The organism is Trinickia fusca (assembly GCF_003628145.1).
Lineage (GTDB): Bacteria > Pseudomonadota > Gammaproteobacteria > Burkholderiales > Burkholderiaceae > Trinickia > Trinickia fusca.
This window is the reverse complement of the sequence record NZ_RBZV01000012.1, coordinates 140,756-154,802: the sequence shown is the minus strand read 5'-3', so window position 1 is coordinate 154,802 and position 14,047 is coordinate 140,756. Positions and strand designations below refer to the sequence as shown.

The window sequence follows — 14,047 nt, the reverse complement described above, 5'->3', positions numbered from 1 at the left end:
CGGTGCGCTTACTCAAGCCCCGGGGGTTTGTGCTTTTACGGCCCCAAAAAACTCGATCCCACCGCTAAAGCTACCCGTGCTACTCGCTCGAGTAGCACGATGCGCCCCAATCCAATCAAATCGTTGCCGACGAAGACAGATAACGCTGCGCCAAGCGCACCCAATACGTCGAGCCAACCGGCAGCAATTCATCGTTGAAGTCGTAGCTGGCGTTGTGAAGCATGCACGGGCCTGCGCCGTGTCCGGTTTCGCGATGCGCGCCGTCGCCATTGCCGAGGAACGCATAGCAGCCTGGCTTCGCCAGCAGCATGAATGAAAAATGACACTGCGTGCTGCGACTCGCCAAGCACCAAGCGTGGCCACCCGCACCCAGCCATTGCTACTCAGCGAACGCACGGGCAGCGCGGTTCGCCTCACTTAAATCGCCGCCATCGCCTGGTTTTGATTAGGCCCTGACAAGCCGAAGGCGTGTGATTTCCGACGGAGCACCAAGGCGCTTCGGTGGCCCCCAATAGCCAGTGCCTCGGCTCGTATAAATCCAAAGATCACCGACCCGGGATAGGCCTGCAGTGAACGGCTGCTGTAATCGTACAAAGAAATTCCAAGGAACGAATTGGCCGCCGTGCGTATGTCCCGACAATTGGAGCGTATAACCGGCCTTTGCCGCGGCCTCGACTGTCCGTGGCTGATGCGCAAGCAGAACCTTGAGGTCGACGCTTTTCGGCGCGCCGTCTAACGCTGCGGACGGGTCGCTCCGGTGCTCTGCGTCGAAGTGCTCCGCCGAATAGTCGGTGACGCCAGCAATGACGAAACGCGCACCGTTGTGTTCCAGCACTACATGTTCGTTCAGCAACACGCGAAGGCCGAGACGCTCGAATTCGGTAATCCACGCGGTCGCACCGGAGTAGTACTCGTGGTTACCCGTCACTAAATACGTGCCATATCGCGCACTGAGGCGGCCAAGAGGCGCTGTATGCGCCGCGAGTTGCGCTACACTGCCGTCGACGACGTCGCCGGTGATGGCGATGACGTCCGGTTGGAGCCGGTTCACTTCGTCGACGATGGCGTTGACGTAACGCTGCTTGATCGTCGGGCCTACGTGAATGTCGCTGACCTGCACGATCGTCAGCCCCTCGAGCTCGGTGGGCAGATTGTCGATCGGCACCTCGATCGGCACCACTTTCGCGCGTCGACGGGCGTTCAAAAAACCGATAACCGTCGACAGCAGGGCCAGAAGCGGTGCGACCAACGCCGTGTCGATCCGCCAGGTCTCGAATCGAACGACGTGCGGAGATATCACGTTAGCCACCAGCAGGGAGACCAACAGCAGGTCGCGCAATAGCGTGAGCACGAATAGCGACGAGAAGAAGCCCATCGCCATCAGGCCGATCCACGCGACGCGATCGGAGAGCGGATGATCCTCGAACGTCCGTGCGAGCACACCCAGTGGAATCAGCCCGCACGACAATACCAGCCACAGTACCGCCAGGACTTTGACGAACAGCGGCGCGGGGAGCGCTGGTAACAGCCGCAGACCGACATAAACGTGAAGCAGCACACCGATGACGACTGCGCGAATCAGAAAAGACGAGCGACGCATAGAATGAAAGAAAGTGAACGCGGAGCACCCGGTGCGATCGGGCGTCGCTACAATCGAAGCACGTTAATTGACCGCGTGGCGTTTCAATCCGCGGCCACTATTGCATCGGCAAGCATTTGATGCGTGCTAGCCAGCCTATCGCAGTTGGGGATTCTTTGCTGCGAGACAATATCTAATTCAATGGCACTCTTGATCGGGATCCGACGCTAATAAGCTGGCGGGGGAGCAAGGAGGCGAATGATGAAGACAGGGAAGCCGTTACATCCGATGCATCATCACCATCATCTCGGGCGCGAAGGTAAGCACGTCATGCTGCCGCTCGTGGCGCTCTCGCTGATGGCGCTCGGTGTGTATTACCTGGTGCGCCGCATCGATGTGCTCGAAATCAGCCGCAGCGCGCTATTCGACGTCGTGATGGTCTTCGTCGCACTCGGCATCGCCGGATTGTTTGGCGCAGTGGGGGCTTGGCTGCGCTCCGACGGCGAGGGAGAGAGCGAGGGTTTTTGTTTCGTCGGAGCGCTGATCGGTGCGATCGTGTTTTATATCGCACTGCTTACTTAATTCGCGCACATCTCGGTGATGCGGCGGCGGCCGTTGCCGCCGCATGCAGTCGCAGCGGCGGTCGCTCTTGCGGTCAGACGATTTGGGCCGCTTCGTCGAACGTCAGGCGCGGATTGCGCGGATGCAGCTTCGAAGGATCGCCATATCCGAGATTGATCAGGAAATTGGCTTTCACCGTCGTGTCGGGGAAGAATGCCGCCTCGACTTGTGCGGCGTCGAAGCCCGACATGGGGCCTGTGTCAAGGCCCAGCGTCCGGGCGGCCATGATCAAATAGGCGCCTTGCAGCGAGGAGTTGCGAAACGCCGTGGCCTGAATGAGGGCGTCGTTGCCGACGAACCAGCTGCGCGCATCGGCATGCGGGAACAGCTTCGGCAAATGCTCGTAGAAGGCCATATCCATGCCGACGATCACCGTGATCGGCGCTGCCATCGTCTTTTCGACATTCCCTGGCAACAGCGCAGGGCGCAGCTTTTCCTTGGCCTCTTGCGATTTCACGAACACGAACCGCGCAGGGCTGCAATTGGCCGATGTCGGGCCCCATTCCAGGAGTTCGACCAATTGCTTGAGCGTCGCATCATCAACAGGTTTGGGAATCCAGCCGTTGTGCGTACGTGCGGTGCGAAAGAGTTGGTCCAGAGCGTCGTCGGAAAGCTTCATGGTCAGCGATCGTATCGAGAAGTGGTTGTGTAGAGCGCTCCATGATAGCGCGCCGCGACCGTGCTCAAGCGGTTCACACGTGTGGTGCACGCGTTCGTCATTCGGCGCTGGTCGACGCCGAGGTCGAAACCTCGCACCGCGGACTAAAATCGGAGGTTTCTCGGAGCAACGTCAACTGAACTAAGCCATGAGCGACGCAAATCAGCTTGATTTATGGGCCTCGGCCGATGTCGTGCAGCCCGAGGTGGACTGGTATCCGCACTGGCTCGAGTCGGCAGCAGCGGCAACGTCGCTCGCACGCTTGATCGACGAAGTTGGTTGGAAGCAGGATACGATCGGCACGCCGGGCGGTCCCAAGCCGTTGCCGCGGCTGACGGCTTGGCAAGGCGATGCGGGCGCCATTTACGTTTACTCAGGAATCCTCAATGTTCCGTCAGAGTGGACACCCACGGTGCTCGAATTGAAAACGGCAGTCGAAGCTACGACAGGCGCACGGTTCAACAGTGTGCTGCTGAATCGGTATCGCAGCGGGGACGACAGTATGGGGTGGCATGCCGATCGAGAGCGTGAACTCGGCCCCGAGCCCATTATTGCGTCGGTGAGTCTCGGTGCTACGCGCCGATTTGACTTGCGCCACAACGAGAGTGGGGTCATGCGCCGGTTCGAGTTGACCAGCGGTAGCTTGCTCGTGATGCGCGGGCGCACCCAAGCGTTATGGCGGCATCGTGTGCCCAAAGCTGTCGGGCTGGTCGGTGAGCGAATCAATCTGACGTTCAGATTCGTGACGCCGAGGTAACGCCGCCGTCTGTCGTGCGTTGCCGACCCAAGGAGGGATTTTCTCGCCTAAACAGATATTCAAACAATCGTTTGAATAATAAAAACTTTATGCGCAGAAACTTTCCGCTGCCCACCAATCGACGCTACCGACCAATCGAGAAATTTCGAAAGCATTTCGTCAGCTAGGGGGGCCGCGCTGGACCGCGCCAGGCTTACGCTCAGCTCAGATCTGCACCATCTCGAACTCTTCTTTCCCGACGCCACATTCCGGGCAGTTCCAGTTGCCCGGAATATCTTCCCAGCGTGTGCCGGGAGCGATGCCGTCCCGCGGCAGTCCATCTTCCTCCGAATAGATCCAACCGCAAATGATGCACATCCATGTGCGCAACCCGACTGCTGGCGTACTCATTGACGTGACTCCTGGAAGTGGTTCGCGATGTCGATGCGATTTAAATGACAACTAAGAGTTTTGCCACAAACGACGCAAGATCGGAACCGCCCAGTTTTGGCAGGAGGGCCGTGCGGGTGTGATGGGGAAGGGCAAAAAAAGCGGCCCGCCGGCATGACGCCGAGCGGGCCTAGGAGGGTTGGCCTCGAGATAGCCAAGGCGGACTATACCAACGGACGTGTCTCAAAGGGCGTTTCGTAATGAAGCGTAAAACATTTCCCTGTCGCCCGTCGTGCTCGCGGCAAAAATTACTCGTTGCCAAGGATGGGGGGCGGGCCCCATCAGCGCCGGAAAACGCTGTTTTCCGGCAGGACCGATTTTCGTTCGACGGCCTGAAGGCGCCAGAAACCGTCCATTAATGCGCACTTGAGGGAGCCGGACCATTCGGCGGCGCCTTGCGCTGCCGCGATGTGCTGGTCGCCGTCGATGTGAAGGCCGCTCAGCGTGCATAGTGGGGTATCGGCGCTCGGTGCACAGAGCTGCGTTTCGCCGTTCTCGTCGTGCACTTCGCCCCAGGGCGGAAGATCGATCCCGTCGTGCGATTCTCTGGACCACACACGCTCGTCTGTGTCGAGCCACAGGACGGCATAGTCGTGGTTGACGGTGGGATCGGAACCGTTAATCAGAATCGTAAGCCTCATCGAAAGTTGCTCCAGATAAGCCTTCTTTGGCGTGTGTGGGCTGCTCGATCGTCCCTTCCCGCTGCCTACCTGACTATCCATCGTGTGGATCGTGGGCAGACAGCTCTTTCAATTTAGGTAAGTTTGCTGGCCGACGCCACTTCTTTTGCTGCGGCCCCAAACGAACGATCCACGCGATCGAGTGCTAGTCGGACTGAGGCCGCTTGGCTTATACGCTTCGGAGGTCTTGATGAAGATATGAAAATAGGAGTCCTGAGAAATTGCCTTGGTGCGTGTAACGATCTGACAAATGTTCGCGCGAGTTCCGCCGTATCCTTATGACGTTGTCGGTCTTTCTCGACGCTCGACTTTCGATGTTCGGTGGTGGGGGCCAAGAGGGACACACCCGACATTCCCCCATGGAGGCGCGACATGACCGTCGAACTGAACCACACGATCGTTTGGTGCCGAGACAAGCAGGTGTCGTCACGGTTTCTCGTCGACATTCTCGGGTTGCCCGACCCCATTGAGTTCGGGCCGATGCTCGTCGTCGAGCTTGGCAATGGCGTTTCGCTCGACTTCTGCGAACGCGGAAGTCATGGGTCGGTCGCTTCGCAGCACTACGCGTTTCTCACGAGCGAAGACCAGTTCGATCGCATGTTCGCGCGCATTCGCGAGAAAGGCTTGCCGTACTGGGCCGATCCGGGCAGGCACCGCGCGGGCGAAATCTATACCCAAAACGGCGGGCGTGGCGTCTATTTCGACGATCCCGATGGCCACGTGCTCGAGATCATGACGCAGCCTTATCTGCTTGCTCGCTGAAAAACACGCTTTCCTTTCGCACGCTCTAGCACGGGCCGCGGATCGTCACCGCACGCCATAGCCGCGGCCTTGCATGCAATCGCCATACGCGCGCCAGTAAGTAGTCATTGGCGGCTCAGGGGGCGGTACTGGGGGGAGTTTGGTCTCGCTCGCGCGCGTATCGTTCGTGATGGGCGGCATCGTCGCTCCCGAACCCGCCGATGGAGCGGGCGAGGCGCCGATGGCAGCGGCCGAGGCGGACGCTGCTGCCGTAGGCGCATGGGGGGCGGAGGGCGTGGCGCTCTTACGTTCCGGTGGCGTCGGTAGCGGAGGCTCCGACGCACCACGGCCGGCATCGGCGGCGAACACGATCGGTTCGCGGCGCGTCGGCCGTTGCGGCTGGCGCGCCATGTCGACGCCGGTTTTCGTGTTCGCTTGCCCGTAGCAATAGGCTTCGTCGACGCCTTGCGCACCCGGGCTTTGGCCGCGCAAGGGATAGGTCAGCGGCCGTTGTGCCGAAACGGTCGCGGCGAAACACATCAGGGCGATGCCCGCTATCGCTTGGGCGTTCATTGCTCCTCGACTTCCGCGTTCTAGGGATTGGCTTCGCTGCACAGTCGGTGCCGTTGGCACACGGCCGCGCGTCGCGTTCGCGCTTATATCTCTATCTGTGTGGTGAGCATAGGCCGAGTAAGGATGCGGTCAACGCGAGACTATCGGCACGATCCGCCACCGCAGAGGTCGGCGCGCGGCAACGTCGGCGCCGCCGCACGGGTTCATGACGGCCTAATTAAAGAAACGTTGTTGATTTGCAACTTTTGTTGTGGTTGTCATCTTTCGTCATGCTCTTTGGATAGACCGACGATGCAGTCTGTTCGTCTAAAAAAAGCAATAAAAACAACGGGATGGCGGAGTGTGGCGCGGGATTGTTGCAATATTCGCAAAAGGGTGTTGCAGATCCCGCGTATACCCTACGTAGGGTCAACACGTAGACTCGGCGCTCGTTGGACGGTTAAGCACCTTGCTAAAACTAGCCGCTGTGAGAACAGCGTCGTGATGCGGCCGTCTTGTTTTAAGCCTGGTCGCATGGCCAGTTTTACAAGGGATCTTCTCTAATGAAAAAAACCCTGATCGTCGCGGCAGTTTCCGCATCGTTCGCAGTCGCCGCTCACGCACAAAGCAGCGTCACCCTGTACGGCGTGATCGACGCGGGCCTCACGTACACGAGCAACATCGCTACGGCCAACGGCAACGGCGGCAAGGCTGCATGGCAACAAAACAGCGGCGGCATCGACCAAAGCCGCTGGGGCCTGAAGGGCTCGGAAGACCTGGGCAACGGCCTGAAGGCAGTCTTCCAATTGGAAAGCGGCTTTGACCTGAACAACGGCAAGCTGGCCAACAACGGCGGCCAGTTCAACCGTCAAGCATTCGTCGGCCTGTCGAGCAACTACGGCACGGTCACGCTGGGCCGTCAGTTCGACGCAGCGCAAGACTACCTCGCACCGCTGACCGCAACGGGCAGCTGGGGTGGCACGCAGTTCGCGCACTTCGGCAACTTCGACAACTTGAACACGAACGGCGGCGCAGCTGTCAACAACTCGATCAAGTTCACGAGCGCTAACTACGCTGGCTTCACGGCTGGCGCTACGTACGGCTTCTCGAACACGGCTGGCCAATTCGCGAACAACCGTGAATACAGCATCGGCGCAGCGTACCAATTCCAGGGTCTGCGTGTTGGCGCAGCTTACGCGCAGCAAAACAACCCTGGCATGACGAAGAATGGCGCGACGGACGTGCCGGCCGGCATCGAGGCAGTGGGCGGTCGTGCTCGTGAGTACGGCGTGGGCGCAAGCTACGCATTCGGCCCGGCTCAAGTTGGCCTGGCATGGACGCAAGCCCGTGCTGACAACATCCAAGGCGTGTCGGGTGGTCTGACCTCGAGCAACTACGAAGTCAACGCCAAGTACAACCTGACGCCGGCACTGGGCCTGGGCGTGGCGTACACCTACACGTCGCTGCATAGCACGGTGCAGGGCGACGCCAAGGCGCACTTCAACCAAGTTGGCGCACAAGCTGACTACGCGCTGTCGAAGCGCACCGACGTGTACACGCAAGCTGTGTACCAACGTGCTTCGTCCAACGCAAACGCTCAGATCTACAGCGGCGACCTGGGCAACGGCGCAGCTAGCGGTCAAAGCCAAACCTCGGTAACGGTTGGCCTGCGTCACCGCTTCTAAAGCGATCACGCTGGTTTGATTGCCTGAAAGGCGCCGCGCAAGCGGCGCCTTTTTTATTGCGCGCGCTCCAAGCCGCTCACGACGTTTCAGTTGCCCCTACTGCCTCCCAGGCCACTGCGCGCGCATTTGTAGCAAACCGTATACTGGTTTCGTCTTATCGAAACCGTGCCGATCGATCGGGTTTCGCCGATTCGGTTCGCATGCCTGACGTTTTTCACGTGCGTTTTTCGTCATCGAGGAGCGATTGTGGACGAGGCTGTATCGACCATTGGCAATGGCCCACTGCGTACCGACGTGCTGGTCATCGGCGCGGGACCAGTCGGCCTTTTCGCCGCATTCGAGGCCGGTGTGATCGGCCTGTCTTGCCATATCGTCGATGCGCTCGACGAAATCGGCGGCCAGTGCATCGAGCTCTATCCGGAAAAGCCGATCTTCGACATTCCCGCTCTCCCTGTCTGCACCGCGCGCGAGCTCGTCGAGCGCTTGATGAAGCAGTGCCAGCCATTCGAGCCGCCGATTCATCTGGGGCAGCGCGTGATGCGCGTCGAGCAACGTGACGAAGACAAGCGATGGGTCGTCACCACCGAGCAGGGGCTCGTGTTCGAAGCCGCTGCCGTGCTGCTGTCGGCCGGCAATGGCGCATTCGTGCCGCAGCGTCTCGTGCTCGATGAGGCGCCCGCACTCGAAGGGCGGCACGTGCACTACGCCGTGCGCAAGCGCGCCATGTTCGAAGGGCAGCGCGTGGTGGTGGCGGGCGGCGGTGACTCGGCGGTCGATTGGGCGCTGGCCCTGCGCGACGTGGCCAAGCGCGTCACGGTCGTTCATCGGCGCGAGACCTTTCGCGCGGCCGAAGCGTCGGTCGGCGAGCTCAAGCGCGCTGCGCAAGCAGGCGAGCTCGACATCGTGATCGGTACGATTGCGTCACTCAACGCGCCGGGCGGGACATTGCAGTCCGTCGAGATCAAGCAGATCGGCGGGGCAACGGCGATCGACGCCGATCACGTCGTCGCGCTATATGGACTCGTGGCCGATCTCGGACCGATCGCCGACTGGGGGCTCGACATCCGCGCGGGCCGCGTCACCGTCGACACCTCAAACTACGAATCCTCGCGCCCCGGCATCTTTGCGGTCGGCGACATCGCGCTCTATCCGAATAAGCAAAAGCTCATTCTGTCGGGTTTTCACGAGGCCTCGCTCGCGCTACGCAAGGCCTACACCTATGCCTATCCCGACAAGAAGCGCATGCATGTGCACTCGAGCTACGACACCAAGTTGTCCGAGCGCATCCTGGGCTCCGTTCCGGCGACCGACGACGGCACGAACACGTGACCGTCCATGAGCCGGCGTGCGCTGCGGTACATGACGGCTTTCGTCACCACCCATGCGCCGTCGTGCTCGTTGACCTGTGCTCCGACCGACATCACGCCTGATGGATGACCGAAGCGCACTGTGCTTGCTTCGGCAGCCTGTGCCCGTTCGCGCTCGCGGAGCAATGCACCGACGACCGTGCCGCGTATGGCCGCCGTGACGGCGATCGCGATCGCACCGGTGCCCGTCATCGCGTGATGGAGCTTACCCATCGACAAGATGCGCGCGTTGAGGTCGATCATCGATGAGTCGACGTGCTTGCCGCTCGAGGCGGTATAGGCGCGCGGTCGCGCGACGAAGGCGAGCTTCGGCGTAGCGGGGCGCAGGGTCGTGGCTTCGTGTGCGCTGGACGCGAGGCCCATCCGCACGGCCGCATGCGCGCGGATCGCTTCGCATTTGGCAAGCAGCGCGGCATCGTCGTTGATGTCGGGTTGCATCTCGTTGCCGTGCAGGCCGAGCGCATCGGCATCGATGAAGATCGTCGGGTTGCCCGCATTGATCAACGTTGCGCGATAGTGGCCATGGCCGGGTACGTCGAGCACATCGACGACGTTACCGGTCGGGAATAGGCTGCCAGCTTCGCCGTCGCCATCCCCGGTTGCCGGGTCGAGAAACTCGAGGCGGATCGGCGCGGCTGGAAACGTCACGCCATCGAGCTCGAAATCGCCTTCCTCTTCGACTTCGCCGTCTTTCACCGGCACCTGCGCGACGATCTTTGCGCCGATGTTCGCTTGCCAGATGCGTACGGTGGCGACGCCGTCGCGCGGTGCCGGCACGAGTCCGCGCGCGATCGCGAACGGGCCGACGGCCGCGCTGAGATTGCCGCAGTTGCCCGACCAGTCGATCACGGGCTGATCGATCGAAACGGCGCCGAACAGGTAATCGACGTCGCAATCGTCTCGCGACGATGGACCGACGAGTACGACCTTGCTCGTGCTCGAGGTGGCGCCGCCCATGCCGTCGGTGTGCTTCTCGTAAGGATCGGGGCTGCCGACGATGCGCAGCAGGATGCGATCGCGTAGCGCGGCGTCGAGCGGCAGGCTGTCGGCCGTGAAAAACACACCCTTACTCGTGCCGCCTCGCATGTAGACGGCGGGAATCTTGTACTGGGGCACTGACTTACCTCCTTGCTGACCTGGCCTGAATAGTGCGCGCCAGTGCTGACGATGAACGTCCACATAGCATGCAGGGACTCCTAATCCGGACAGTTGAACGGCGTCACAATCGAAACCATACTGGATCAGGCCGGACGTTCGGAAAGCGCGTCGCCACGTTGCGTGGGCAACATGCGGCGCAGAGCCAGGGAGAATGCCATGTATCAGCGAGTCATGGTGCTCGTCGATGGTAGCGAGGGCGCACGGCGTGCGCTCGAAGAAGCAGTCAAGCTCGCGCGGGTCACGCATGCTGACGTGCAGGCGGTGTTCGTCGTCGAGCATCGGTCACAACTCGTCGACATCGGCGGTGGATTTGCCGAGCAAGCAAGGCCAAACGATCCCGCCAGTGAAGCAGCCACGCTCGCGCTCGACGAGGCGCGCACGCGCTTTACGGCAACCGGCGTGCAGGGCAGCGTGCGCGCGATCGATTCATACGGCGAAAGTGTCGCGACCGTGCTCTTGCGCGCGCTCGACGAATTCGATGCGGACGTCGTCGTCATGCACGCCGACGAGCGGGGCGGTTTGCGGCGTCTGTTCGCGGGCAGCGTCGTGGAGGCGCTGTTGCGTGAAACCGCCGTACCGTTGCTGCTGTTGCGTAACGGCGAGGAATAGATAGGCGATCGACGGCAGCTGTGACGGCGCGGGGGCTCGGATCGACGTCTCGTCGATGCCCCCGGGGGCAGTTGCGAACTTCGGGTTCGCCTCAGTAGTCTTCTGCGTTTTGAGATACGTACAATATTCGGCTTTGCCTCGGTCGTGTGCAAGCTGGCCGGGGTGAGGGTCTGTTGTCAGCGTGAACAGGCCCTGAATAGCCATAAAAGCATTCCCATCAGGAGGTTTGTTTTGACGAGTCCTATCGAGCACGATGGCTTGAAGCGCGGGCTGAAAAATCGCCATATCCAATTGATTGCGCTGGGTGGCGCAATCGGCACCGGTTTGTTCCTAGGCTCGGCCGGCGTGCTGAAGGCGGCCGGCCCTTCGATGATCCTCGGTTATGCGATCGGTGGTGTCATCGCCTTTCTGATCATGCGCCAGCTCGGCGAGATGGTCGCTCAGGAACCGGTAGCGGGCTCGTTCAGCCACTTTGCCTTCAAGTATTGGGGCGACTTCGCGGGCTTCCTGTCGGGCTGGAATTACTGGGTGCTCTACGTACTCGTGAGCATGGCCGAACTGACGGCGGTCGGCACGTATGTGCATTTCTGGTGGCCGGCCGTGCCGACCTGGGTGTCGGCGCTCGTGTGCTTCGTCGCGATCAATGCAATCAACCTCGCGAACGTCAAGGCGTATGGCGAGACCGAGTTCTGGTTTGCGATCATCAAGGTCGTGGCCGTGATCGGCATGATCGTGTTCGGCGGCTACCTGCTGGCAAGCGGCCACGGCGGTCCGCAGGCCTCGATCACGAATCTTTGGGCCGAGGGCGGCTTCTTCCCGCATGGCTTCCATGGCCTGTTCATGACGCTGGCCGTCATCATGTTCTCGTTCGGTGGTCTCGAGCTGATCGGTATCACGGCGGCGGAGGCCGACAATCCGGCCCGCACGATTCCGAAAGCCGTGAATCAGGTCATCTACCGGATCCTGATTTTCTACATCGGCTCGCTCGTCGTGCTGCTGTCGCTGCACCCGTGGAACGAAGTCGCGCAAGGCGGCAGCCCGTTCGTGATGATCTTTTCGCAAATCGGCGCGGGCACGGTGGCCAATGTGCTCAACGTCGTCGTGCTGACGGCGGCGCTTTCCGTCTACAACAGCTCCGTCTATGCGAACAGCCGCATGCTGTACGGCCTGGCCGAGCAAGGCAATGCCCCGCGCGCGCTGCTGAAGGTGGATCGGCGCGGCGTGCCGTATATGGCTATCGGTCTGTCCGCGGTCGCGACGTTCGCATGCGTGATCATCGATTACGTGATGCCGGCGCAGGCACTCGACATCCTGATGGCGCTCGTCGTCGCCGCGCTCGTCATCAACTGGGCACTGATCAGCCTCACGCACCTCAAAGCGCGCAAGGCGATGGTGGCGGCAGGGCAGACGCTCGTGTTCAAGTCGATCGCGTTCCCGCTCGCCAACTGGGTCTGCCTCGCGTTCATGGCGATGGTGCTCGTCATTCTCGCGATGACGCCGGGCCTGTCCGTTTCCGTTTGGCTCGTGCCGGTGTGGCTCGCCGTGATGTGGATCGGTCACGCAATGAAGCGCCGCCGTTCGGCCAACGCAATGCCGACGAGCGTGGCGAGCCGCTGACGCGGCGACCAAGGTTCTACGAGCTCAAGTGCTCGCGCGGGTGCCTCTGTCGACGGAACCCGCGCGTGCCGCATCGGCACGGTGGCGCGCCACGCGTCGCGCGCGAGCCGTTCGCATCGGCGAGCGATGGTGGGGCGGCGCGTTACGCGGTTGATCCGAGCGGGCGTGTTCGAGCGATTCGGCGCGTGCCGCTGCACTGACTGCGTCAGCGAAACGCTGCAATGCCGTGAGCGAGCCACAGACGCTGTGATAGGTCTCGTTGCCGATGCGGGCATCGAGCAGAACTTGCAGGCCGGCCTGCGTGGCGATATCGAGGATATCCATTTTTCGCCTCCCCTGAGGGCGTTTATCTTTCCAGCGTTGCGAAACCGACTGAGGCCCGATTTTCCGCTTTGGTCTTGGGCGGCGCTTTAAGCCGATGACCGCGCGGAATCGCGACGGACCTGCAGTCGGTACCCCGTTTCGCTGATAGTTATGTTGTGCCCCGTCATTGACGCACACGATATGGGACATGTCTTTCGCGCGTAATGCGCTTATTCTTACGTCCGCATATTTTCGTGCTCCCCATCGCGCCGCGAATGTACGGTCCCGTACGAGCAACCGCATTTGACTGCATTCATTCGCCAGACCTGCACTTTCCCCCTCGCGCCCCTGTCTCCAGGCATCTCCCCGATTAAACCGTTTCACGTTTTTTGTTTTCGTGTGATGAATTCTAGGCGTCTGCCGATTCACATACAACCGATTATGGGTAATGAATTCCCCTAATTTGTTCGTGAAACGGAACATTTTTCCGCTAGGGTTTTCCATATTGTCGAGTAATCGTCATTGCGCGTATTCGGGTCGCCACGCAGAGTGGGTTCCAATGCCGCAAGAGCGAACGGCAATGGAACCCATGGGGCGACAGCCTGCGAATCAGCCCATCACCACGTTCTGCAGCGCGAACAGATAGGGCTGGGCACTGGTGCCGGCGCCACCTCCGGTCATGACGATGTCCGCGCTCGCGACGCCGAGCAACGACAGCTCGGTGTTGATGTCGGAGATCACGGCCGAGTTCATCACTTTGCCTTCCTCGACTTGCGAGGCCGTGCCGATCCACAGCGTCGGCTTGAATTCGAACACGGCCTTCTGACCCGGCGCGATGCCCGTCTTCGTGGCGAGCAGACGGTTGTCCTTGAAGATCGACGCGCTGATTGCCCCCGACCCGAGATCGTTGCGCACCTGCACCTCACGCGAGGTGGGGGCGACGCCCGTTGCCGCGAGCACGTTGCCGGAGTGCGAACGCGCCACCGTGAACAGCTGCCCGTTCTGCGAGATCTTCTTCGGCATGAAGTTGCCGTCCGAATCGCTCGCGGTGACCATCGTCTGCATCGGAAACACGAACGGGTGATTGGCGCTGCGGCCGCAATTGCTGATGACCTTCCATGCCACGGAAAGCTCGTCGAAGTCGGTCGATACGTTCTTCTGAAACACGACGATCTGCGTGTTGTTGACGTCGTTCGACATGTTGATGAAGTTGAGTTTGATGTCCATCGCTAACCCTGCCTGTTGTCTGTTCGTCCTGAATGGGGAGCGCGCAGTGAGCGAGCGCGCGCAA

Annotated in this window: 15 protein-coding genes and 1 pseudogene; 7 read left to right on the top strand and 9 right to left on the bottom strand. The window is 60.9% G+C overall.

Translation table 11 applies throughout. The features are described 5' to 3' along the window. Window positions 1-115: 115 nt before the first annotated feature. A pseudogene (locus tag D7S89_RS22425) lies at window positions 116-319 on the bottom strand (amidohydrolase); the annotation flags it as partial. Between the two features lie 126 nt (window positions 320-445). Continuing rightward, window positions 446-1,600 carry a metallophosphoesterase gene (locus D7S89_RS22420; protein WP_121281057.1) on the bottom strand — a complete coding sequence of 385 codons (1,155 nt, stop codon included), beginning with the start codon at window positions 1,598-1,600 and terminating at the stop codon, window positions 446-448. 237 nt (window positions 1,601-1,837) lie between these two features. Between D7S89_RS22420 and D7S89_RS22415 the strand changes: the two genes are divergently transcribed. After that, window positions 1,838-2,161, top strand: coding sequence for a hypothetical protein (locus tag D7S89_RS22415; protein ID WP_121281056.1), 324 nt, complete (start codon window positions 1,838-1,840; stop codon window positions 2,159-2,161). 73 nt (window positions 2,162-2,234) lie between these two features. Here D7S89_RS22415 and D7S89_RS22410 read toward each other — a convergent pair whose 3' ends face one another. After that, window positions 2,235-2,819, bottom strand: coding sequence for a malonic semialdehyde reductase (locus D7S89_RS22410; protein ID WP_121281055.1), 585 nt, complete (start codon window positions 2,817-2,819; stop codon window positions 2,235-2,237). Window positions 2,820-3,006: 187 nt separating this feature from the next. Here D7S89_RS22410 and D7S89_RS22405 point away from each other — a divergent pair, with 187 nt between their 5' ends. Next, complete coding sequence (locus D7S89_RS22405) at window positions 3,007-3,615, top strand: alpha-ketoglutarate-dependent dioxygenase AlkB family protein (RefSeq protein WP_121281054.1); 609 nt, start codon at window positions 3,007-3,009, stop codon at window positions 3,613-3,615. A 204-nt stretch (window positions 3,616-3,819) separates the two neighbouring features. On the opposite strand, the gene D7S89_RS22400 is transcribed toward D7S89_RS22405, so the two are convergent. Together D7S89_RS22400 and D7S89_RS22395 are read right to left on the bottom strand one after the other, a co-directional pair. Further along, on the bottom strand, window positions 3,820-4,005 hold the full coding sequence (locus D7S89_RS22400) for a rubredoxin (protein ID WP_121281053.1): 186 nt from the start codon (window positions 4,003-4,005) through the stop codon (window positions 3,820-3,822). A gap of 320 nt (window positions 4,006-4,325) precedes the next feature. Next, window positions 4,326-4,685 (bottom strand): DUF3564 domain-containing protein, encoded by a 360-nt coding sequence (locus D7S89_RS22395; protein WP_121281052.1) that lies wholly within the window; start codon window positions 4,683-4,685, stop codon window positions 4,326-4,328. Between the two features lie 411 nt (window positions 4,686-5,096). On the opposite strand from D7S89_RS22395, the gene D7S89_RS22390 reads away from it, so the two are divergent. Further along, window positions 5,097-5,486 (top strand): VOC family protein, encoded by a 390-nt coding sequence (locus D7S89_RS22390; RefSeq protein WP_121281051.1) that lies wholly within the window; start codon window positions 5,097-5,099, stop codon window positions 5,484-5,486. A gap of 45 nt (window positions 5,487-5,531) precedes the next feature. Here D7S89_RS22390 and D7S89_RS22385 read toward each other — a convergent pair whose 3' ends face one another. Next, window positions 5,532-6,038 carry a hypothetical protein gene (locus D7S89_RS22385; protein ID WP_121281050.1) on the bottom strand — a complete coding sequence of 169 codons (507 nt, stop codon included), beginning with the start codon at window positions 6,036-6,038 and terminating at the stop codon, window positions 5,532-5,534. Between the two features lie 542 nt (window positions 6,039-6,580). Between D7S89_RS22385 and D7S89_RS22380 the strand changes: the two genes are divergently transcribed. Together D7S89_RS22380 and D7S89_RS22375 are read left to right on the top strand one after the other, a co-directional pair. Beyond that, a complete protein-coding gene (locus D7S89_RS22380) occupies window positions 6,581-7,702 on the top strand; it encodes a porin (RefSeq protein ID WP_121281049.1) in 1,122 nt (373 codons plus the stop codon). Between the two features lie 246 nt (window positions 7,703-7,948). After that, window positions 7,949-9,031, top strand: coding sequence for an NAD(P)/FAD-dependent oxidoreductase (locus tag D7S89_RS22375; RefSeq protein ID WP_121281078.1), 1,083 nt, complete (start codon window positions 7,949-7,951; stop codon window positions 9,029-9,031). On the opposite strand, the gene prpF is transcribed toward D7S89_RS22375, so the two are convergent. Next, on the bottom strand, window positions 8,962-10,185 hold the full coding sequence (gene prpF / locus D7S89_RS22370) for a 2-methylaconitate cis-trans isomerase PrpF (RefSeq protein WP_121281048.1): 1,224 nt from the start codon (window positions 10,183-10,185) through the stop codon (window positions 8,962-8,964). The genes D7S89_RS22375 and prpF overlap by 70 nt on opposite strands. A gap of 198 nt (window positions 10,186-10,383) precedes the next feature. On the opposite strand from prpF, the gene D7S89_RS22365 reads away from it, so the two are divergent. Together D7S89_RS22365 and D7S89_RS22360 are read left to right on the top strand one after the other, a co-directional pair. Continuing rightward, window positions 10,384-10,836: a universal stress protein gene (locus D7S89_RS22365; protein WP_121281047.1), complete on the top strand. Its 453-nt coding sequence runs from the start codon at window positions 10,384-10,386 to the stop codon at window positions 10,834-10,836. Between the two features lie 231 nt (window positions 10,837-11,067). Next, on the top strand, window positions 11,068-12,453 hold the full coding sequence (locus tag D7S89_RS22360) for an amino acid permease (protein ID WP_121281046.1): 1,386 nt from the start codon (window positions 11,068-11,070) through the stop codon (window positions 12,451-12,453). Between the two features lie 24 nt (window positions 12,454-12,477). On the opposite strand, the gene D7S89_RS22355 is transcribed toward D7S89_RS22360, so the two are convergent. Next, window positions 12,478-12,777: a hypothetical protein gene (locus tag D7S89_RS22355; RefSeq protein ID WP_121281045.1), complete on the bottom strand. Its 300-nt coding sequence runs from the start codon at window positions 12,775-12,777 to the stop codon at window positions 12,478-12,480. 588 nt (window positions 12,778-13,365) lie between these two features. Then, the gene (locus D7S89_RS22350) at window positions 13,366-13,983 is read right to left on the bottom strand and encodes a hypothetical protein (RefSeq protein ID WP_121281044.1); all 618 of its coding nucleotides are present in this window, start codon (window positions 13,981-13,983) and stop codon (window positions 13,366-13,368) included. Window positions 13,984-14,047 lie beyond the last annotated feature (64 nt).

Excerpts from the sequence above, each read along its gene's own strand:
- D7S89_RS22410 (WP_121281055.1), bottom strand. The coding sequence starts at position 2,819 with ATGAAGCTTTCCGACGACGCTCTGGACCAACTCTTTCGCACCGCACGT.
- D7S89_RS22355 (WP_121281045.1), bottom strand. The coding sequence starts at position 12,777 with ATGGATATCCTCGATATCGCCACGCAGGCCGGCCTGCAAGTTCTGCTC.
- D7S89_RS22405 (WP_121281054.1), top strand. The coding sequence starts at position 3,007 with ATGAGCGACGCAAATCAGCTTGATTTATGGGCCTCGGCCGATGTCGTG.
- D7S89_RS22400 (WP_121281053.1), bottom strand. The coding sequence starts at position 4,005 with ATGAGTACGCCAGCAGTCGGGTTGCGCACATGGATGTGCATCATTTGC.
- D7S89_RS22395 (WP_121281052.1), bottom strand. The coding sequence starts at position 4,685 with ATGAGGCTTACGATTCTGATTAACGGTTCCGATCCCACCGTCAACCAC.
- D7S89_RS22390 (WP_121281051.1), top strand. The coding sequence starts at position 5,097 with ATGACCGTCGAACTGAACCACACGATCGTTTGGTGCCGAGACAAGCAG.
- D7S89_RS22385 (WP_121281050.1), bottom strand. The coding sequence starts at position 6,038 with ATGAACGCCCAAGCGATAGCGGGCATCGCCCTGATGTGTTTCGCCGCG.
- D7S89_RS22365 (WP_121281047.1), top strand. The coding sequence starts at position 10,384 with ATGTATCAGCGAGTCATGGTGCTCGTCGATGGTAGCGAGGGCGCACGG.
- D7S89_RS22380 (WP_121281049.1), top strand. The coding sequence starts at position 6,581 with ATGAAAAAAACCCTGATCGTCGCGGCAGTTTCCGCATCGTTCGCAGTC.
- D7S89_RS22415 (WP_121281056.1), top strand. The coding sequence starts at position 1,838 with ATGATGAAGACAGGGAAGCCGTTACATCCGATGCATCATCACCATCAT.
- D7S89_RS22350 (WP_121281044.1), bottom strand. The coding sequence starts at position 13,983 with ATGGACATCAAACTCAACTTCATCAACATGTCGAACGACGTCAACAAC.
- D7S89_RS22420 (WP_121281057.1), bottom strand. The coding sequence starts at position 1,600 with ATGCGTCGCTCGTCTTTTCTGATTCGCGCAGTCGTCATCGGTGTGCTG.